Here is an 18,812-nt window from a genome sequence, read left to right on the forward strand (position 1 = left end):
ACCGCGGGCAATGTCAGCGGTCCCCGATAGTGTGGGCGCATGGCAGCGGCAGACACCTCACCGGCGACGCGCGAGGCCCCCTGGCCCGTCGCGCTCATGAGCGAGAAGATCGCAGCGTGGATCGAGCGGCTCGGCCAGGTCTGGATCGAGGGCGAGGTCACGCAGTGGCAGGTCCGGGGCGGGCACGTCTACGGCAAGCTCCGCGACCTGCAGCAGGACGCGACCGTGAGCTTCACCGTGTGGCGCTCCGTCGCGCAGCGCCTCACGAGCGAGTTCGCGCAGGGCGACCGCGTGGTCGCGCTCGTGAAGCCCAACTTCTGGGTCAAGGGCGGATCGCTCACGGTGCAGGTGTTTGACCTCTCCCACGTCGGCATCGGCGAGCTGCTGGAGCGGCTCGAGCGGCTGCGCCGCCAGCTGCAGTCCGAGGGCCTGTTCGACGCGGAGCGCAAGCGCGCCATTCCCTTTCTCCCCTCGCTCATCGGCCTCGTCACCGGCCGCGACTCCGACGCTGAGAAGGACGTGATCCGGAACGCGACGCTGCGGTGGCCGGGCGTGCGGTTCAAGATCCACTACGCCGCGGTGCAGGGCGACCGTGCCGCGGCCGAGGTGAGCGCGGGAATCGAGGCGCTGGATCGGGATCCCGAGGTCGACGTGATCGTCGTCGCGAGGGGCGGCGGCGACTTCCAGAACCTGCTCCCGTTCAGCGACGAGCGGGTCGTGCGGGCCGCGGCCGCGGCGACCACCCCGCTCGTGAGCGCGATCGGCCACGAGGCCGACCGGCCGCTCCTCGACGAGGTCGCGGACCTGCGCGCCTCGACGCCGACCGACGCGGCGAAGCGGATCGTGCCCGACGTGGGCGAGGAGCTCGCCGGGCTCGACCAGGCGCGTGCGCGCCTGAGCGGCAGGCTCGGCCAGCTGCTCGCGCACGAGGCCGACCGGATCGCGCAGCTGCGCGGCCGCCCGGCGCTCGCGATGCCCGAGCGCATCATCGACGACCGTGCCGAGGAGCTCGTGCGCTGGATCGCGCGCGGCACCGAGCTCGCAGAGCGCGGACTCGAGGATCGCGACCGCTCCCTCGCGGAGGCGCGATCCCGCCTCATCGCGCTCTCGCCGAAGGCCACGCTACAGCGGGGATACGCGATCGCGCAGCTCGCCGACGGAAGCGTGATCCGGAGCCCGGAGGATGCGCCTGCGGGCGCGGCGCTGCGGCTCGCGCTCGCCGGCGGGGCGCTCGGCGCTCGCTCGGAGGGGGCGGAGTCAGTCTGAGGCGGTAGGGCGAGTCAGCGGCGGCCGCCGCAGGCTACTGCATCACGAGGCCGCTGCCGTCGCCGTTCATGCGGAACGAGTAACTTGAGTAATCGTCGCCCATGCCGATGTACACGCTGGGCGGCGTGGTCTCGGTCACGGTTCCGTGATCGGAACTGGTCGTCATCGTTCCGCGCGCCACCGAGAGGGTCGCGCCGTCGAGGCTCTCAAGCTCGGTCTGCTTCTTCGCTTCGAGCAGCCCGGGCCAGAACGCTCCCCAGTCGACGTCGGACACCGCGAACTGCTCCTCCACAGACTTGGGCTGAATTAACTTCGCCCCCTGGCGCTCCCAGCTGCCCTTGGAATACCTCCAGCTGTCCGTCGGCAGCTTTCCAGCCTCAATCGGCGCGTCAACGACGAGATAGTCGGCAGAAACGTACACCGAAATCACCTGATCGTGCCCGAGCTTTTCGCTGAGCTTCGCGAGCCCGCGCTCGAGATACTCGGGCTGGCGAAGATCCGCCGAAAACCGCCCCTGCGGGATCGCCTCGACCGTCTCGACGAAGGCCTCCCGGTGCGGGAGCACGACGGCCGCAGCCGCGAGCATCGCGACGACGATGTACAGCGCGAACCTGCCGCCCCTTCCCTTCTTGCGGTGGCTGAGCAGCGGCTTCGCCCGCTTGCCGCCTACGCCCGGGATCCCCTCCTCCTGCTCGAGGATCGGGCCAGCGCTTCCGGCGGGCGGCACCGCGAAGCTCGCCCACTCGGGCGCGGCCGGGCTCTCGTCGGTGAAGGCCAGGTCGGTGCCGCCCTCGACGAGGATCGCGGTGACGATCCGGCTGCCCGGCTGGAAGCGCGGGATCTCGGTGAGGCTGACGATCCGCTTGAGCTTCGTGCGGAACGCCTCGCCGTTCCGCGGCTGCACGGTGAGCGTGATGAGGCACACCGGCTGGTCATTGATCTCGGTCCGGGTCTGCTGCAGGCTATCGACGCGCGCGATCCCCAGTCGCCCCGCTTCGATCGATTCGTTCAGCAGGGCCGGGTCGACGATCTGCGAGCTCCGCATGGCGGCCGCGAGCATGAGGACGACAAAAAACAGCGCTGTGAGCAGCGACCCGACGGTCATGATCCAGACCCCGGCGCCCTCCCCCGCGACGATCATGACGACGATGCCGCCAAGGAGTACGCCGATGCTTGCGGCGAACAGAACCCGAACCATGGGGTAAGTGTATGTGTCGCTTATGAACCTGAAGTGCCGCATCAACAAACTGTCTAAGCGGAACGTGTGTGCAGCGATCCGCCCCGCTCAGCCGCGGCGGGTAAGATTGAGGCCATGTCGGTCTCCTCTGCCCCGGATCCCGCCTCGCTCAGCTACGAGCAGGCCCGCGATGAGCTCATTCAGGTGGTCGGCCGCCTCGAGCAGGGCGGCACCACGCTCGAGGAGTCGCTGCAGCTCTGGGAGCGCGGCGAGGCGCTCGCGGCGCGCTGCGAGGAGTGGCTGCTCGGAGCGCGGAAGCGCCTCGAGGCGGCGCGCACGAACGCGGGCGAAGCCGGCGCTGGCGCCGGCACTGGCGACCGGGACTCCGCCGACTCGACGGGAGGCGCCGAGTAGCCGATGGCGAAGAAGCAGAAGCCCCCGGTCGTCGTCGCTGAGCTCGGGCGCCCCGAGACGCCCGCCGAGACCGCGGCGCGCAAGGCGACGGACAGCCGGCTGTACAAGCAGCGCAAGACCGTCAACAACCTCGTGTTCTCCCTCCTCGTGAGTCTCGGGCTCGTGCTCGTCATCTTCCTCATGGTGCCCCAGGGCAAGGGCGGCTACGCGGAGCACGCCGTCGACGCGCAGAAGCTCGCGGCCGAGGCATCTCCGAGCGCGGGCCGGGATCTCGCAGCGCCCGACGTGCCGGAGGCGTGGAAGGCGAAGTGGGCAGGGCTCAAGAGCTCAGGCGGCGTCACCTACTGGCAGATCAACTACACGACCGTCGACGAAGCTTCGGGGCTGGAGGCCTACGCGAGCGTCGTGCAGGCATTCACCTCAGACGGATCCCCCGTCGACGAGGACTGGATCCTGGGCCAGCTCGAGAACCAGCGCCCGACCGGCGCCGAGGAGATCGGCGGCATCGACTGGATCGCCTACGACCACACGGACCGCGACGCTGACGAGAGCAACATGCTCTTCGGCCTGCAGGGCCAGTGGGAACAGGACGCGATCCTCGTGTATGGAACCGACTCACCCGCCACGATTCGCACACTCGCGGCCGGCGTAGCCGACTCTCTCACCGCAATGAAGGAGAAGTAGCAGATGGCAGCACCTCGAGTCACGCCGCAGCAGGCGTGGGATGCTCTCGCGGCCGGCAACGACCGGTTCATCACGGGCGGCCCCCAGCACCCGCGCCAGGACGTCGAGCGACGACACGAGCTCGCGGGTTCGCAGAACCCCGATGCCGCGCTCTTCGGCTGCGCCGACTCGCGGCTCGCGGCCGAGATCATCTTCGACGCCGGCCTCGGAGACCTCTTCGTCGCCCGCAACATGGGGCACGTCGTCGCGGAGTCGATCACGGCGTCCATGGAGTACGCGGTGTCGAACCTCGGCGTCGCCATCATCATCGTGCTCGCGCACGACTCCTGCGGCGCGGTGGCCGCCGCGATCCAGCAGATGTCGAAGGATCCGGATCCCGTCCCTATCGCCGTGGAGCACACGCTCCAGCCGATCCTGCCCGCCGTGCAGGACATCTGGCTGCGCGAGAAGCGCAACACCCCCTACGTCGAGGCCGGCGGGATCGATGCCGATGCGGTCGGCCGCGTGCACCTCGCGGCCACGGTCAACCAGCTGCTGCGCAGCTCGCGCATCATCAGTGACGCCGTGGCCGAGGGCCGCCTCGGTGTCGTAGGTTGCCAGTATCGTCTGGCAGAGGGACGCGCGGTGCCGATCAGCGCGATCGGCGCGCTCGACGTCGCGCTGCCGGCCTGATCCGGACGCAATCTCCTCCCCTTGCACTTCCATACTCACACTCCAGCGCCCGTCGGTGAGACGGGCCCCACCCACCAACGAAGGATGAACGTGACCGAAGAGATCGAGTACCGCATCGAGCACGACACGATGGGCGAGGTCCGCGTGCCGAAGAACGCGCTCTACGCCGCGCAGACGCAGCGCGCCGTCGAGAACTTCCCCATCTCGGGTTCGGGCCTCGAGCCCGCCCAGATCGTCGCGCTCGCGCGCATCAAGCGCGCGGCGGCCATCGCCAACAAGGAGCTCGGGATCCTCGACGCCCCGATCGCGGACGCGATCGTCGCGGCGGCCGACGAGATCATCGCGGGCGACCACCACGACCAGTTCCCGGTCGACACCTACCAGACGGGATCCGGCACCTCGTCGAACATGAACATGAACGAGGTGCTCGCGACCCTCGCCACGAAGCACCTCGGCGCACCGGTCCACCCGAACGACCACGTCAACGCGTCGCAGTCGTCGAACGACGTCTTCCCGACGTCGGTGCACATCGCCGTCACGGGCGCCCTCATCGAGCAGCTCAAGCCCGCGCTCGCGCACCTCGCCGAGGCGCTCGAGGCGAAGGCCGAGCTGTGGAAGGAGGCCGTGAAGTCGGGCCGCACCCACCTCATGGACGCAACCCCCGTGACCCTCGGCCAGGAGTTCGGCGGCTTCGCCGCGCAGATCCGCTACGGCATCGAGCGCGTCGACGCGGCGCTGCCGCGCGTCGCCGAGGTCCCGCAGGGCGGCACCGCGGTCGGCACCGGGATCAACACCCCGCTCGGCTTCCCCGAGAAGGTTATCGCCGAGATCGCGAACTCGAGCGGCCTCCCCATCACCGAGGCACGCAACCACTTCGAGGCGCAGGCGAACCGCGACGGCCTCGTCGAGGCGTCGGGCGCGCTCCGCACGATCGCGGTCTCGCTCACGAAGATCAACAACGACCTCCGCTGGATGGGCTCGGGCCCCAACACGGGCCTCGGCGAGCTCCACATCCCCGACCTGCAGCCGGGCTCCTCGATCATGCCGGGCAAGGTTAACCCGGTCGTGCCGGAGGCCGTGCTCATGGTGTGCGCGCGCGTCATCGGCAACGATGCGACGATCGCCTGGGCCGGCGCCTCGGGCTCGTTCGAGCTCAACGTGCAGATCCCGGTCATGGGCACCGCCCTGCTCGAGTCGATCCGCCTCCTCTCGAACGCCTCGGTCGTGCTCGCCGACAAAACGATCGCGGGCCTCGAGGCCAACATCGAGCGCGCGGCGGCACTCGCGGGCATGAGCCCGTCGACCGTCACCCCGCTCAACCGCCTCATCGGCTACGAGGCCGCCGCGAAGATCGCGAAGCACTCGGTCGCCAAGGGCATCACCGTGCGCGAGGCCGTCATCGACCTCGGCTACGTGGAGCGCGGCGAGGTCTCCGAGGCCGACCTCGACAAGGCGCTCGACCTGCTCTCGATGACCCACCCGGGCGTCGCCAAGTAGTCGCCCGTGCGCACAGCCGCGGCCCGGGATCCCGTGCGGATCCCGGGCCGCGGCTTTTGGTGCGCGGCGCGGATGGTCTGGGTTCCTCTGCGTGGCCCCGCCGGTCGGTCGCGGTCGGTCGGCTCCGGCCGCCGAGCACTGGCCCGAGTCGGCCGTAAGGCCCCATTCCCGCGGCCGAGTCGGCCGTAAGGCCCCAATCACGCTCGCGAAAGGGGCCTTACGGCCCACTCGGCGGGGGCAGTAGTGCAGGCGCGGATACGGACGCGGGTCAGCGAGGGTCAGCGTGCACATCCTCCTTCGCACGCCCCCGAGCTCGAGTGGGCCCGAAAGCCCCATTCCCGCGGCCGAGTCGGCCGTAAGGCCCCAATCACGCCCGCGAAAGGGGCCTTACGGCCCACTCGACCCGGGTGGCCGACGGGCGGGGAACAGCGCGGAGCGCGAGCGCGAGCGCGATCCCGCATCGAGGCCCGCGCTCGCGGCCCGCACCGCGGGACCCGCGGGCGCGCGCTCGCTACTCCCTCTACCCCGCGTAAGCGCCGAGTGGGCCCGAAAGCCCCATTCCCGCGGCCGAGTCGGCCGTAAGGCCCCAATCACGCTCGCGAAAGGGGCCTTACGGCCCACTCGACCCGGGCAAGGGTAAAGCGGACGCCGATGAGCCTGGGGCACGTGCGCCCGCACGACACCGCCAGCGCGAGCGCCACGCTGAGCCCCTGATCAGAGCGGTGCGATTAGGCTGTGTCCGTGATGCCTGCCCACTCCGTTGCCGATGGAATCCGCGCGCTTGCGCTCTCGTTCGGGGCCGGCTTCGCCCGCGCCCGCGGCTGGGAAACCGCATACGAACGGGCCAATCGCCCCCTCATGGAGCTCGCAGAGATGCAGCCGGTCACGGCGGCCTGGTGGCGTGAGCGGCGCAAGACGGCAGGCGACTTCTGGTACCTCGCGCTCGGCGATTCGACCGCGCAGGGCATCGGCGCGAGCGTGCCCGGCCGCAGCTACGTCGGGCAGCTCACCGAGCGCATCGAGCGCGAACTCGGCGCGCCGATCCGGGTCACGAACCTCGGGGTCTCGGGCGCCACGACCGCGCTCTGCCTGCGCGATCAGCTCCCCAAGGCCGAGAAGTTCCTCGCGAAGAAGCCCGATCTCGTGACCATCGACATCGGCTCGAACGATATCGCGGCGTGGGATCCCGTCGCCTTCCACCGCAACATCTCGCGCATCTTCGACCCGCTGCCCCGGCACACGATCGTGGGCGAGCTCCCCTGCTTCCACCTGCCGCGCAACGACCGGAAGGTCGCCGAGGCCAACGCGATCCTGCACACGATCGCGGCGGACCGCGGGCTGCGGGTCGTGCCGCTGCACGACGCGACCGAGGCGCGCGGCCTCCTCGGCGTCCTCACCGAGTTCGCGCAGGACGCCTTCCACCCGAACGACCGCGGCTACGAGATCTGGGCCGACACGTTCTGGCCCGCCGTGAGCGAGCGCGTGGCCCAGGTCGCGCGCGAGAAGCGCGAGAAGAGCGAGAAGCGCGAGAAGGCCGAACGGGTGCCGCAGGCCCAGTAGCCCGCGACACCCGTTCACAGCAGGGATCCGGATCCGGACCCGGTCAAAGTTCCGGATCCGGCCCCGCCTCCTAGTCCTCCAGCAGCTCCGTGACGAGCGCCGCGATCTCGCTGCGCTCGGAGCGAGCGAGGGTGACGTGCCCGAACAGGCGGTTCCCCTTCAGCCGCTCGATCACGGCGGCGATCCCGTCGTAGCGCCCCACGCGCAGGTTGTCGCGCTGTGCGACGTCGTGGGTCAGCACGACGCGCGAGTTCTGCCCGATCCGGCTGAGCATCGTGAGCAGCACCCCGCGCTCGAGCGACTGTGCCTCGTCGACGATCACGAAGGCGTCGTGCAGCGAGCGGCCGCGGATGTGCGTGAGCGGCAGCACCTCGACGAGCCCCCGCGCCATGACCTCGTCGAGCACGTTCTCCGAGACGATCGAGCCGAGCGTGTCGTAGACCGCCTGGGCCCACGGATTCATCTTCTCGGCGTGGTCGCCAGGCAGGTAGCCGAGCTCCTGGCCCCCGACCGCGTAGAGCGGGCGGAACACCATGACCTTGCGGTGCTGGCGCCGCTCGAGCACGGCCTCGAGGCCTGCGGCGAGCGCGAGCGCCGACTTGCCCGTGCCCGCGCTTCCGCCGAGGGAGACGATCCCGATCTGCGGGTCGAGCAGCAGATCGATCGCGAGCCGCTGCTCGGCGCTGCGCCCCGAGACGCCGAAGACCTCACGGTCGCCGCGCACGAGGCGGATCCCGCCGGAGCCATCGGTGCGGCCGAGCGCCGACCCGCGCGGCGAGGAGAGCACGAGGCCGGTGCCGCGGGGCAGAACCGCGGACTCCTCATTGCCGTCGATGCGCTCGTCCTCCCAGAGGATGCGCATCTCCTCCTCGTCGAGGGCGAGCTGGGCGGTCCCGGTGTAGGCGTCGTCGCGCGCGAGCTCCGCGCGGTACTCCTCGGATCCGAGGCCGAGGGCCGCGGCCTTGAGGCGCATGGGCAGGTCCTTCGAGACGACCGTGACGTTCAGGCCGTCCGAGGCGAGATTCTGGGCAACCGCGAGGATCCGAGTGTCGTTGTCGCCGAGGCGCATCCCGGAGGGAAGGGACTCGATGCTCGAGTGGTTGAGCTCCACGCGCACGCTGCCGCCGGCGTCGCCGACGGGCACCGGGAAGTCGAGGCGCAGGTGCTGGTCCCGGAGCTCGTCGAGGATCCTGAGCGCCCGGCGCGCGAAGTACCCGATCTCGGGATCGTGGCGCTTGCGCTCGAGTTCCATCACGACGACGACGGGGAGAACCACTGAGTGTTCAGCGAAACGGAAGAGCGCCGCCGGGTCGCTCAGCAGGACTGAGGTGTCGAGCACATAGGTGCGCAGTGCCTCGTCGGCGGGTCCGGCGCTCTCGCGGGCGGCGGACTTCTCGGTTGCGGTGTGTTGGGTCTCGGCCACGATGGCTCCTCTGCCCCGGGGCGAGCGCCCCGGCTCAGCGAGGGGAGGAGGTTCCGGGTCGAATGCCCCCGGGGTCCGGCCGGGTGGGGCCGTGCCTCACCCGGATCGATCCGTCCGCACCTCGATCGGGCACCCTGCCCGATGAATCACACGTTACGCTGACTGCGCCAAAGCTTTGGTCCTGACACGCGTGCAGTCAGGTGAACGGTCCGCGGCCGGTGGAAGAACTCCTGCTTGCGGCGCGGCTACGCGCCGGCCGCTTGTGCGGGTTCCACAGCCCGCCTTGCGCCGCGTCGTCATCCGGTATTCTGTCCCTTGCGATACTGCAGTCGGGGGACGGATCGCGTTCCTTGGCGAGAACTCGATAGGAGCACCCCCTTGCGCACGATCGACTGGGTCGACGGAGCCATCGAACTCATTGACCAGACGCTCCTCCCCCACCGGCTCGAGATCCGGCGGGTCACGGAGCTTCCCGAGCTGATCGACGACATCCAGCGCCTCGCGGTGCGCGGTGCGCCCGCGCTCGGCGTCGCGGGCGCGATGGGAGTCGCGCTCATCGCCGCGAGCGTTGCAGCGGCCGATGGCGACGAGGAGCTGGATCGCGATGAGGTCCGCCGCCAGGCGGCGCTGCTGCGCGAGGCCAGGCCGACCGCCGTAAACCTCTCCTGGGGCGTGGATCGCGCCCTCACGAAGCTCGACGAGGGCGCCGACGCGATCCTCGCCGAGGCCCTCCTGATCCGCGACGAGGACATTGCCGCGTGCGTCTCGATGGGCCTGCGCGGAGCCGAGCTGACGCGCGAGCTCACCGGCAAGGATCGCGTGCGCGTCATGACGATCTGCAACACGGGCAGCCTCGCGACGGTCGAGCGCGGCACGGCGCTCGGCGTGATCCAGACGCTGCTCGAGCAGGACTCGCTCGAGGAGGCGCTGCCGCTCGAGACGCGGCCGCTGCTGCAGGGCGCGCGCCTCACGGCGTGGGAGCTGCAGCGCATGTCCGCCCCGTTCCGCCTGCTCATCGACTCCGCCGGCCCCTTCCTGCTTTCGCGCGGGATCGCCGACGCCGTGTTCATCGGCGCCGACCGGATCGCCGCGAACGGCGACTCAGCAAACAAGATCGGCTCGTTCTCGCTCGCCCTCGCCGCGCAGCACGCCGGCGTACCGTTCATCGTCGTCGCGCCCGAGTCGACCATCGACATGGCGACGGCGAGCGGCGCAGACATCGAGATCGAGGATCGCGGTGCGGCGGAGGTTGCCGGGTTCGGCGGCGTTCGCACGGCCCCCGAGGGGGTCGACGCGGTCAACCCGGCGTTCGACGTCACGCCGCACGAGCTCATCACCGCCATTGTGACGGAGCGACGCGTGATCCTGCCGCAGCGGGGCGAGAGCCCGCACACGGTTTCGCTCGACGCGCTCCGCTCGTAGAGTCGTATCAATCGCGCGCTCTTCGGCGCAGAAACTTCGAATACCCCAGTTCACCCTGAAAGGAACAGAATGTTCTTCACCAAGCGCCGCGTCCGTGCGGCCGTTATTGCTGGCGCCGCTGCGTCCGCGCTTCTCCTGACCTCCTGCTCGGGCGGCGGCGACAAGGGCGGCGACGCGAGCGCTGACGGCCCGCAGTTCATCTACATCACGAGCGACCCGATCGGGCAGAACGAGTTCCTGAAGTCGGGCAAGACCGGCATCGAGAACGTCGCCGAGGAGTTCGAGGGCACCTCGAAGACGTACGAGTCGAAGGACGACGCGACCCGCCGCTCGAACCTCGAGGCAGCGGTCGCCGCGGCGCCCGAGGTCATCGTGATGCTCGGCTTCCAGTTCGAGGACGTCGCCCTCGAGCTCGCCGAGCAGAACCCGCAGCAGAAGTTCCTGCTCATCGACACCGCCGTCGATGGCGCTCCGGACAACCTCTACCAGGCGAGCTTCCGCGAGTACGAGCCCTCCTACCTCCTCGGCATCGAGGCCGCCATGCTCACGCAGGCGAACAAGGTCGGATCGGTCATCTCGGTCGACATCCCGCTGCTGCACAAGTACTCGGAAGGCTTCGCCGAGGGCGCGAAGAGCGTCAAGCCGGACGTCTCGGTCGAGGGCCCGCAGGTCATCGGCGGCGACAACCCGTTCGCCGACCCGGGCCGCGGCAAGGAGCAGGCCATCGCGTTCGCCGACACCGGCGTCGACCAGGTCTTCGCCGTGGGCGCCGGATCGAACGGCGGCATCATCGAGGCCGCGTCCGAGAAGGGCTTCTCGGCCTACGGCGTCGACGCGAACCAGTGCCCGATCGCACCGGGCGCCGTCGTCGACGGCACCATCAAGGCCGTGGACAAGGTCGTCGAGACCGTCGTTGGCGAGATCATGGACGGCAAGAGCGTGTCCGAGGCGACCTCGTCGTTCGGCCTCAAGGAGGAGGGCATGACGATCGTCAGCCTCACCGAGGACGCCGCCGACTCGCAGTGCACCGTCATGGAGAACCAGGACGTGCTCGACAAGGTCACGCAGGTGCGCGATGACATCGTGAGCGGCAAGCTCGAGATCAAGGATCCCGCGGCCTAAGCGGGAGACACCGGATCCGGTGCGCGGCGGCCCCTCGGCGGTCGCGCACCGGATCCACACCCGGCGCTCCTCGCGCCGACTCACCCCGAATCACCCAGATTCACCCCGAATCACCCAGATTCACCCCGACTCGCTCGGAACACGCAACACGGACTCGAACGAAGGAGCGGGCATGGCGGCCGAAGTCAGCATGCGCGGAATTACGAAGCGCTTCCCAGGCGTGCTCGCGGACGACAACGTCGACATCGAGGTCGAGCAGGGCGAGATCCACGCCCTCATGGGCGAGAACGGCGCGGGCAAGTCGATCCTCATGTCGATCCTCGCCGGCGTCTTCCAGCCGGACGAGGGCGAGATCCTGATCCGGGGCAAGAAGACCAAATTTGCGTCCCCGCTCGACGCGATCGACGCCGGCATCGGCATGGTGTTCCAGTCCTTCAAACTCTTCCCGTCGCTCACGATCGCGGAGAACGTCGTGTTCCGCAGCGAGCCGACGAAGCGCGGGCTCATCGACCGCAGGGCGGCGAACCGGCAGGTCGCCGACATCGCCGAGCGATACGGGCTCGCGATCGATCCCTCCGCTCGGGTCGACTCGGTCCCGGTCGGTGTGCTGCAGCGCGTCGAGATCGTGAAGGCCCTGTACCGCGACGCGCGCGTCCTGATCCTGGACGAGCCCACCGCCGTGCTCACCCCGCAGGAGACTGAGCGCCTGTTCGATGTGCTCCGCGCGCTGAAGGCCGATGGCCGCACGATCATCCTGATCACCCACAAGCTTGGCGAGGTCATGGCGATCTCGGACCGCGTCACGGTGCTCCGCGACGGCCGCAACGTTGCGAGCCTCGTCACCGCCGAGAGCTCGCCGCAGGAGATCACGCGGCACATGACGGGCCGCGACGTCGACCTTTCGACGCCTCCCCCCGCGAACCCGCCGGGCGAGGTCGCCCTCGACGTCGCAGGGCTCACCGTGCCCGGACCAGGCGGGCGCAACCTCGTCGAGGACGCGAGCCTCAGCATCCGCGCCGGCGAGGTCGTCGGCATCGCAGGCGTCGCGGGGAACGGGCAGGTCGAGCTCGCCGAGGCGATCATCGGCATGCGCCGCGCGCAGTCCGGCACGGTGACCGTGACGGGCACGGATCTCAGCGCGGCCTCGATCGCCGACCGCCGCGACGGCGGGATCGCCTACATCCCCGAGGACCGCCACGCGGTCGGCAGCGCCGGCACGGCCGACGCGATCGACAACCTCGCCTTCGGCCACCACCGCTCGGCCCCGATCATGAAGGGCGGGCTTCTTTCGCGCCCCGCGATGCTCGAGCACGCGAAGCGGCTGATCGCGCGGTTCGGCGTCAAGATCGCCGGCCCCTCGACCCCCGTCGGCACGCTCTCGGGCGGCAACCTGCAGAAGGTCGTCGTCGCCCGCGAGCTCGACTACGGCTCCCCCGTACTCATTGCGGAGCAGCCGACCCGCGGCGTCGACATCGGCGCGATCGAGTCGATCCACCGCGAGCTCTGCGAGTACCGCGACGGCGGCGGCGCCCTCCTCCTCATCTCGGCAGAGCTCAGCGAGATCATGTCGCTCTCCTCCCGCATCCTCGTGATGTTCGAGGGCCGGATCGTTGCCGAGGTGCCGAAGGAGGAGGCGACGGAGGCCCAGCTCGGCCTCTACATGGCCGGCCACGAACCGGAGGAGCGGCACAGGCCGGGATCCTTCGCCGCAGCTCAGAGGGAGACGGCACGATGAGCGCTCTGTCCAAGTTCGGCCGCTGGCTCGCGGGCCCGATCCCGATCTCCGTGATCCTCGCGCTCCTGATCGGCGCGTGCTTCATGCTCATTGCGGGCGTCGACCCGCTGAGCGGGTACGCGGCGATGGCGAACGGATCGTTCGGCTCGGGCGCCGGCATCGCGAACCTGCTCCAGCGGGCCGTCCCCATCATCGGCATCGGCATCGCGATCGCAGTCGCCTTCCGCGCCGGGATCCTGAACCTCGGCACCGAGGGGCAGGCCGGGCTCGGCGCGCTCGCGGGCGGCTTCGTCGCGATCTACGTCCCCGGTCCCCCGCTCCTCATCACACTGCTCGCCGTCGTCACCGCCGTGGCCGTTGGCGCGGCCTGGGGCCTCATCGCGGCACTCCTGCAGAACCTGCTCGGCGTGCCGATCCTGCTCTCGACGCTGCTCCTCAACTACCCGGCGCGCTACTTCTCGTCGTGGTTCATCCGCTTCCGGCTGGACGAGCCGAAATCGACGCTCGTGGCCAGCGAGCAGGTGCGCCCCGAGGTGCAGTTCGGCATGCTCGTGCCGCGCGACTCGGCGTTCGCCGAGACCCTGCGCGACACCTTCGGCCCGACGAACCCCATCACGATGGTCCTCACGGGCGTCAACTGGTCGATCGTGGTCCTCATCCTGGTCATCGTCGGAGCGATCTTCATGAACCGCCGCACGCGCTACGGCTTCGAGTCGGGCCTGAGCGGCCAGAACCCCGAGTTCGTGCGCTACGGCGGCGTGAAGCCCGGCCCGCTCGTGGTGCGCACGATGGCGCTCTCGGGCGGCCTCGCCGGCCTCTTCGGCCTCATGCTCACGATCGGCGCCCCCAACACGCGCCTCATCGAGGGATCCTTCGTCCAGACCAACTTCGCCTGGACCGCGCTCCTCGTCACCCTGCTCGCGCTCTACCGCCCGATCGGCATCGTGATCGCGGGCCTCTTCTTCGCCGCGATCATGGTCGGAAGCGACGCGATGGGCCGCGAGCTCGGCCTCTCGCCCCAGATCGCCGCCGTCATCCAGGCCCTCGTCATCATCCTCCTCGCCTTCCGCGTCGCGCTCCCCCGCTTCAGGAAGCGCGGCGGCGCCGTATCGTCCGAGCCAGCGCTCGACGGCCCACCCGTCGCCGGCGGCGCCGCAGGCGTCGCTCCGGTGCTTCCTCCCGCCGTGCCGGATCCTGATCCAGACCCGGATCCCGACTCGGATCCCGACTCGGATCCCGACCTCGGGCCCGATCCGAAGCACGCTGCGAAGGAGTCGGCACGATGAACTTCCTCGATCTCTTCACCGAAGACCTCATCGGCTCGGTCCTGCGCGCACTCATTCCGATCCTGCTCGCGGCGCTTGGCGGCATGCTCGCCGACCGCGCGGGCATCTTCAACATCGGACTCGAAGGCATGCTGCTGATCGGCGCGTTCACGGGCGTGGCCGCGTCGTTCTTCACGCACAACTGGCTCGTGGGCGTGCTCGTCGCCATGGTGTCCGGTGCGCTGTTCTCCCTCATCCTCGGCTACGGCACGGTGTACCGGAAGGGCGACCCGATCGTGCTCGCGATCGCGATGAACATCCTCGCGGTCGGCATGACGAGCTTCCTCCTCGTGGCCATCTTCAACGTGCAGGGCGTCTTCCAGGATCCGGGCATCGACGGCATCCCGACCTGGCGCATCCCGTTCCTCGCGGACATCCCCTGGATCGGGCCCTTGTTCGCGCTCACTCCTCTCGGCTATCTCGCGCTCCTGCTCGTTCCGATCCTGTGGGTCGTGCTGTTCCGCACGCCCGTCGGCCTCCGCCTGCGCGGCGTTGGCGAGCGCCCGCTCGCGGCGGCAACGATGGGTGTCGACCCGCAGCGCTACCAGCTGGGGGCGGTCATTGCCTCGGGCGCCCTCGCGGGCCTCGGCGGCGCGCAGCTCGCTCTCGGCAACGTGGTGCAGTTCACCGAGAACATGTCGGCCGGCCGCGGCTGGATCGCGGTCGTCGCCGTGATGCTCGCGCGCGCCCACCCGGTCGGCGTGCTCGCGGCAGCGCTCCTCTTCGGCCTCGCCGACGGCGTCGGTTTCCGCCTGCAGTCCTTCGGGCTCCCGCAGCAGCTCACCGACGCGGGCCCGTACGTGGTGACCCTCATCGTCCTCATCTTCATGAGCCGCCGCTTCAAGCGCGCGAAGGAGGCCGCGGTCGCGTGAGCGCTCAACCTTCCGCGGCGCTGCCGCCCGAGGCGGCCGCCTGGGTCGACCGGCTCGGCCTCGAACCGCTCGAGCACGAGGGCGGACTGTTTCGCCGGATGCACCTCGACGATCACTCGAGTGCCATCTACTACCTCCTTGCGTCTCCGGACTTCTCGGCGCTCCACGCGCTCGATTCTGTCGAGGTCTATCACTGGTATGCGGGTTCGCCGTTGTCGCTACTCCTGCTCCACCCTGATGGGCGCTCGGAGGAGGTGCTTCTCGGCCCGGATCACGAGGCCGGCCAGCTCCCGCAGGCGGTCGTCCCTCCCGGCGTCATGCAGGGATCCTCTCCGCTTGGGGAATGGTCGCTGATCGGCACGACCATGTCTCCTCCGTTCCATTGGGAAGGCTTTGAACTGGGTGAGCGCGAAACGCTTGTCGCGCGCTACCCGGATTCGGCCAGCAGAATTGCTGAACTCACCAGAAATTTGCACTAGGTCCCCTGATCAGCGCGATTTTTGCGACGAGCGTCTCTTTCTGGCGCGTGTGAACCTCTCCGGCATTTTTGCACTGTAGAGTGCTGCCATGACCGATGCAAGAATTGTGCGCACGCGCGCCGCACTGCACGCAGCAGTGCTTGAGCTCGCAGCGCAGAAACCGGTCCCCGAAATTTCGGTCTCGGAGCTCGCACAACTGGCCGGCATCAACAGGGTGACGTTCTACAAGCATTTCTCCTCTCCCGCCGAGACGCTAACCTCGGCGCTGAGCCGCGAGCTCGACCCGGCTCTCGATTACTTCATCGCCCGCTACGCGAAGCACGACGACGATCCGCTGCAGGTCTTCCTCTCGAGCGTCGACCTGATCCTGGACCACGTCGAGCGCCGACGCAGCATCTACGTACTCTCCAACACCTCCGCTCACGACGGCACGATCCCGAATCTGCTGGCCGATCATTTTGCGGAGACACTGACGGAGTTTCTGAAGCACCGCGCCCAGCTCGATCCCCCGACGCCCGCCTTCGACCCGCCGGTGGCGGCCAGTTACTTCGCCCACGGCATGTGCGGCGCGATCCGCGCGTGGATCACGGAGGGCGGCGAGGATCGAGAGGGCTTTCTTCGCTCCCTCATCGCCTTTGTGCCTGACTGGTGGTTCCCAAAGCAATCTTCGGGCTCTGCGTCCGAGAAGGACGCGCTCGCGAGCTAGGCTTTCCCGGCGTCGTGGCGGAACCCTCGCAGATCAGCCACCCCGCGCGCCCCGTTCCGGATCAGGCCTGCGCCTCCCGATTCCTCCTCTCTCTCGCTGGGGCGAGCTGCTGCCACCGCCGTGGCGCGAACTGCCCCGTCAAAATGAGCACGGCGATCGTTGCCGCGACGGCGATCCACCCCGCGACGCCAAGCGGAGCCGCAAGCGCGGGAAGCGGCTGGCTACCCGCCGAGTAGAGCATCAGGTAGAGCCCCCCTGCCGCGTTGAGCGCACCGTGGGCGAACGCGGCAGGCCACACCGACCCGGTGCGCAGTCGCATCCACCCGAGCAGAGCGCCCCAGAGCGTGCACGCCACGGCCATGAGTGCGACGCCTCGCCAGTCGGTGAGCCCAAAGTTGTACCCGAGCAGCAGCAGTGGCGAATGCCAGACCCCCCAGATCACACCTGAGATGATGAGCGCTGGCCAGGTCCCGAGAGGGAGCAGGTGTGGCAGCAGCCACCCACGCCATCCAATTTCCTCCCCGGCCGCAGGAATCGCGTTGATCACCGCACCGAACGGGATCATCAGCAGTTGCACGACGATGAGCATGCCCACCGGAGGAAGCGCCTTGATCGCCTCGCTTCCCGCTGCGGCCGGGAGCGACTCCCAGATGGTCTCGAGGTAGCCCGAGAACCCGACAAGATCGAGCGCGAGCCACCCGAAGGCCGCCGCGATCCCGACCGATGCGGCGACGAGGAGCGGCACTGCAACGATCACGGAGACGCTCCACCAGACCAGGCGCTTCACCGGCCGAAAGGGCCAGATCCCGAGCGACCTCAGGCTCCCCCTCCGAGGTTCGCGCATGATGAGCATTGTGGACACGGCTGCGATCGTCGGGGTGAACATCATCACCGCTCCGATCACCGGGAGGAGCATCGGGAACATCGGGTCCCCCGGGCCGGTCGCCCAAAGCGGGATCGCGACGAGCCAGGCGAGACCAAGCGCAAGCACGACGAACAGTCCGACCGACGCCCAGTTGACCCGAGGAGTGACCTCAGCGCTCATTTTCTGCCACCTCGCTCCGCTCATTGGCGCGGATCAGTTCTGCGGCCAGGAGCGCCGCTCCGCGGTCGGCGCCTTCGACGGTCACCACAAACGCTCTCCCTGTTTTCCTCACGACCTTCATCCCCTGGCCCCCGCGAAGCACCAGTGCCGTTACGCCCGGGGCCCACCGCAGGCCCCAGCCGCCGAACTCAGCAAAGGGCTCAAAGTCGCGAACTTCGACGCGCTCGATCTCGTTGAGGGGGATCCGGAACTCAGGCCATCCGCTCCACGATCTCGCTTCAAACCCCGAAGCGTCGACGCGCACGCGAAACCATGAGGTGAGCGCCATCAAGAACGCCAGCAGGAGCGCGACGGCAATAAGGATCAGGCCGACGGGCGGTCCGCTCATCGACATCGCAATACCCGCTCCCAACGTCATCACACTGAGCCACGTCATCACGATCACGAACGCCGGACGCGGTCGCGCGACTCCGAGCCACACTGCCCGCTCAGTGGAACCCAGCTCGATCGGAGCTGCGTCGCTCGACTCGCCGGCAGTCACCTCAACCGCGGGCTGGCATAGCCAGCCGAGAACGCCCGCGGCCACGGCAAGCCCGAGCGAGAGCCCCAGCACTCCCCAGATGCCGCCCGCGCCAGCCGCCTCGACCTGGTCGAGCTGCAGCACGGCGGTACCCACGGCAATACCCTCGATAAATGTGACGTTTCCGAGCACAAATGCTGCCATGAAGCGGTGCGTCGGTGCCCACACCCCATGCATACTGCCCCGCCTGCGCGGCCACCAGAATGCCGTCGACAGGCCCACGAGCAGCACACCGATGCTGGCAGCCATGGCCGGGGTGAGCCACCGCGGACCGAAGCCGTCGGGAGCGCCATCGAGACCCCAGTGCACGGCCATCGGATCGGGCAGGCGCGGGATCCAGACAAGCGTGAGCGTGACCGCGATGCCGATGATCAGCATCGGCGCAGCAACGCCGACGACGGTCGCGGCGCGCAATGCCCGCCGAAAACTCCCTGCATTCATCGCTCCTCTGCCCTTTCGTATGTGTGCGCGACAGCCGCGACCATCGAGGCGAGCGCGTCGGCCCCGATCCCGAGCTGCGAACTCCTCTGAACGAGTTCATCGATCTCGTCCTGAAGCTCCATGAACCGCGCCGCCGACTTCGTCACCGTGGCGCCGCGGCGCCGCTTCAAATCGATCAACCCCTCATCGCGGAGCAACTGGTAGGCCTTGAGTACCGTGTGCTGGTGAACCCCGAGCCCCTCCGCCACCTCTGTCGCCGATGGCAGCGTCGTTCCGCTCCCAATACGGCCCTCGGAGATGGATCTCCGCACCGAATCTGCGATCTGCACATAGATCGGCCTCTCGCTCGACTCATCAATCCGGAAAAGCACTCCGCAACACCCTCACATCAC

At 69.1% G+C, this 18,812-nt stretch carries 18 protein-coding genes; 13 read left to right on the forward strand and 5 right to left on the reverse strand.

Translation table 11 applies throughout. The features are described from left to right. Positions 1 to 39 precede the first annotated feature (39 nt). Positions 40 to 1,266 carry an exodeoxyribonuclease VII large subunit gene (xseA, locus tag ACOPJ3_RS12035; protein WP_427869405.1) on the forward strand — a complete coding sequence of 409 codons (1,227 nt, stop codon included), beginning with the start codon at positions 40 to 42 and terminating at the stop codon, positions 1,264 to 1,266. A gap of 34 nt (positions 1,267 to 1,300) precedes the next feature. On the opposite strand, the gene ACOPJ3_RS12040 is transcribed toward xseA, so the two are convergent. Beyond that, positions 1,301 to 2,464: a hypothetical protein gene (locus ACOPJ3_RS12040; protein WP_427869406.1), complete on the reverse strand. Its 1,164-nt coding sequence runs from the start codon at positions 2,462 to 2,464 to the stop codon at positions 1,301 to 1,303. A 114-nt stretch (positions 2,465 to 2,578) separates the two neighbouring features. On the opposite strand from ACOPJ3_RS12040, the gene ACOPJ3_RS12045 reads away from it, so the two are divergent. From ACOPJ3_RS12045 to ACOPJ3_RS12065, 5 genes are all read left to right on the forward strand, one after another. Further along, positions 2,579 to 2,857, forward strand: a complete 279-nt coding sequence (locus ACOPJ3_RS12045; RefSeq protein WP_427869407.1) for an exodeoxyribonuclease VII small subunit — start codon at positions 2,579 to 2,581, stop codon at positions 2,855 to 2,857. 3 nt (positions 2,858 to 2,860) lie between these two features. After that, entirely contained in the window at positions 2,861 to 3,541 is a 681-nt protein-coding gene (locus ACOPJ3_RS12050) for a DUF4245 family protein (protein ID WP_427869408.1), read from the forward strand. A gap of 3 nt (positions 3,542 to 3,544) precedes the next feature. After that, the gene (locus ACOPJ3_RS12055; RefSeq protein ID WP_427869409.1) at positions 3,545 to 4,213 is read left to right on the forward strand and encodes a carbonic anhydrase; all 669 of its coding nucleotides are present in this window, start codon (positions 3,545 to 3,547) and stop codon (positions 4,211 to 4,213) included. 84 nt (positions 4,214 to 4,297) lie between these two features. Beyond that, complete coding sequence (locus tag ACOPJ3_RS12060) at positions 4,298 to 5,710, forward strand: class II fumarate hydratase (RefSeq protein ID WP_427869410.1); 1,413 nt, start codon at positions 4,298 to 4,300, stop codon at positions 5,708 to 5,710. A gap of 744 nt (positions 5,711 to 6,454) precedes the next feature. After that, entirely contained in the window at positions 6,455 to 7,270 is an 816-nt protein-coding gene (locus tag ACOPJ3_RS12065) for an SGNH/GDSL hydrolase family protein (protein WP_427871227.1), read from the forward strand. Between the two features lie 70 nt (positions 7,271 to 7,340). Here the strand turns inward: ACOPJ3_RS12065 and ACOPJ3_RS12070 are convergent, their stop codons facing one another. Beyond that, positions 7,341 to 8,693 (reverse strand): PhoH family protein, encoded by a 1,353-nt coding sequence (locus ACOPJ3_RS12070; protein ID WP_427869411.1) that lies wholly within the window; start codon positions 8,691 to 8,693, stop codon positions 7,341 to 7,343. Between the two features lie 378 nt (positions 8,694 to 9,071). Here ACOPJ3_RS12070 and mtnA point away from each other — a divergent pair, with 378 nt between their 5' ends. The 7 genes from mtnA (at position 9,072) to ACOPJ3_RS12105 (ending at position 16,354) form a co-directional block, all read left to right on the forward strand. Further along, entirely contained in the window at positions 9,072 to 10,115 is a 1,044-nt protein-coding gene (mtnA, locus tag ACOPJ3_RS12075) for an S-methyl-5-thioribose-1-phosphate isomerase (RefSeq protein WP_427869412.1), read from the forward strand. A gap of 69 nt (positions 10,116 to 10,184) precedes the next feature. Further along, the gene (locus tag ACOPJ3_RS12080; protein WP_427869413.1) at positions 10,185 to 11,237 is read left to right on the forward strand and encodes a BMP family ABC transporter substrate-binding protein; all 1,053 of its coding nucleotides are present in this window, start codon (positions 10,185 to 10,187) and stop codon (positions 11,235 to 11,237) included. A 172-nt stretch (positions 11,238 to 11,409) separates the two neighbouring features. Further along, positions 11,410 to 12,972, forward strand: a complete 1,563-nt coding sequence (locus tag ACOPJ3_RS12085; RefSeq protein ID WP_427869414.1) for an ABC transporter ATP-binding protein — start codon at positions 11,410 to 11,412, stop codon at positions 12,970 to 12,972. Beyond that, positions 12,969 to 14,258: an ABC transporter permease gene (locus ACOPJ3_RS12090; RefSeq protein ID WP_427869415.1), complete on the forward strand. Its 1,290-nt coding sequence runs from the start codon at positions 12,969 to 12,971 to the stop codon at positions 14,256 to 14,258. Before ACOPJ3_RS12085 ends, ACOPJ3_RS12090 begins: the two co-directional genes overlap by 4 nt. Then, on the forward strand, positions 14,255 to 15,169 hold the full coding sequence (locus tag ACOPJ3_RS12095; RefSeq protein WP_427869416.1) for an ABC transporter permease: 915 nt from the start codon (positions 14,255 to 14,257) through the stop codon (positions 15,167 to 15,169). The genes ACOPJ3_RS12090 and ACOPJ3_RS12095 overlap by 4 nt, the downstream gene beginning before the upstream one ends. After that, the gene (locus ACOPJ3_RS12100) at positions 15,166 to 15,648 is read left to right on the forward strand and encodes a cupin domain-containing protein (protein ID WP_427869417.1); all 483 of its coding nucleotides are present in this window, start codon (positions 15,166 to 15,168) and stop codon (positions 15,646 to 15,648) included. Before ACOPJ3_RS12095 ends, ACOPJ3_RS12100 begins: the two co-directional genes overlap by 4 nt. Before the next feature lie 88 nt (positions 15,649 to 15,736). Next, the gene (locus tag ACOPJ3_RS12105) at positions 15,737 to 16,354 is read left to right on the forward strand and encodes a TetR/AcrR family transcriptional regulator (protein WP_427869418.1); all 618 of its coding nucleotides are present in this window, start codon (positions 15,737 to 15,739) and stop codon (positions 16,352 to 16,354) included. Between the two features lie 61 nt (positions 16,355 to 16,415). Here the strand turns inward: ACOPJ3_RS12105 and ACOPJ3_RS12110 are convergent, their stop codons facing one another. The 3 genes from ACOPJ3_RS12110 to ACOPJ3_RS12120 are packed head-to-tail and all read right to left on the reverse strand — an operon-like array spanning position 16,416 to position 18,749. Continuing rightward, a complete protein-coding gene (locus ACOPJ3_RS12110) occupies positions 16,416 to 17,399 on the reverse strand; it encodes a CPBP family intramembrane glutamic endopeptidase (RefSeq protein ID WP_427869419.1) in 984 nt (327 codons plus the stop codon). Then, positions 17,389 to 18,420, reverse strand: coding sequence for a DUF1648 domain-containing protein (locus ACOPJ3_RS12115; RefSeq protein ID WP_427869420.1), 1,032 nt, complete (start codon positions 18,418 to 18,420; stop codon positions 17,389 to 17,391). The genes ACOPJ3_RS12110 and ACOPJ3_RS12115 overlap by 11 nt, the downstream gene beginning before the upstream one ends. Then, positions 18,417 to 18,749 (reverse strand): GntR family transcriptional regulator, encoded by a 333-nt coding sequence (locus tag ACOPJ3_RS12120; RefSeq protein WP_427869421.1) that lies wholly within the window; start codon positions 18,747 to 18,749, stop codon positions 18,417 to 18,419. The genes ACOPJ3_RS12115 and ACOPJ3_RS12120 overlap by 4 nt, the downstream gene beginning before the upstream one ends. Positions 18,750 to 18,812: the final 63 nt, after the last annotated feature.

This window comes from Leucobacter luti (genome assembly GCF_050310065.1).
Lineage (GTDB): Bacteria > Actinomycetota > Actinomycetes > Actinomycetales > Microbacteriaceae > Leucobacter > Leucobacter luti_B.

Coding starts and splice junctions, on each gene's coding strand:
- xseA (WP_427869405.1), top strand. CDS start 40: ATGGCAGCGGCAGACACCTCACCGGCGACGCGCGAGGCCCCCTGGCCC.
- ACOPJ3_RS12040 (WP_427869406.1), bottom strand. CDS start 2,464: ATGGTTCGGGTTCTGTTCGCCGCAAGCATCGGCGTACTCCTTGGCGGC.
- ACOPJ3_RS12045 (WP_427869407.1), top strand. CDS start 2,579: ATGTCGGTCTCCTCTGCCCCGGATCCCGCCTCGCTCAGCTACGAGCAG.
- ACOPJ3_RS12050 (WP_427869408.1), top strand. CDS start 2,861: ATGGCGAAGAAGCAGAAGCCCCCGGTCGTCGTCGCTGAGCTCGGGCGC.
- ACOPJ3_RS12055 (WP_427869409.1), top strand. CDS start 3,545: ATGGCAGCACCTCGAGTCACGCCGCAGCAGGCGTGGGATGCTCTCGCG.
- ACOPJ3_RS12060 (WP_427869410.1), top strand. CDS start 4,298: ATGAACGTGACCGAAGAGATCGAGTACCGCATCGAGCACGACACGATG.
- ACOPJ3_RS12065 (WP_427871227.1), top strand. CDS start 6,455: ATGCCTGCCCACTCCGTTGCCGATGGAATCCGCGCGCTTGCGCTCTCG.
- ACOPJ3_RS12080 (WP_427869413.1), top strand. CDS start 10,185: ATGTTCTTCACCAAGCGCCGCGTCCGTGCGGCCGTTATTGCTGGCGCC.
- ACOPJ3_RS12085 (WP_427869414.1), top strand. CDS start 11,410: ATGGCGGCCGAAGTCAGCATGCGCGGAATTACGAAGCGCTTCCCAGGC.
- ACOPJ3_RS12090 (WP_427869415.1), top strand. CDS start 12,969: ATGAGCGCTCTGTCCAAGTTCGGCCGCTGGCTCGCGGGCCCGATCCCG.
- ACOPJ3_RS12095 (WP_427869416.1), top strand. CDS start 14,255: ATGAACTTCCTCGATCTCTTCACCGAAGACCTCATCGGCTCGGTCCTG.
- ACOPJ3_RS12105 (WP_427869418.1), top strand. CDS start 15,737: ATGACCGATGCAAGAATTGTGCGCACGCGCGCCGCACTGCACGCAGCA.
- ACOPJ3_RS12110 (WP_427869419.1), bottom strand. CDS start 17,399: ATGAGCGCTGAGGTCACTCCTCGGGTCAACTGGGCGTCGGTCGGACTG.
- ACOPJ3_RS12115 (WP_427869420.1), bottom strand. CDS start 18,420: ATGAATGCAGGGAGTTTTCGGCGGGCATTGCGCGCCGCGACCGTCGTC.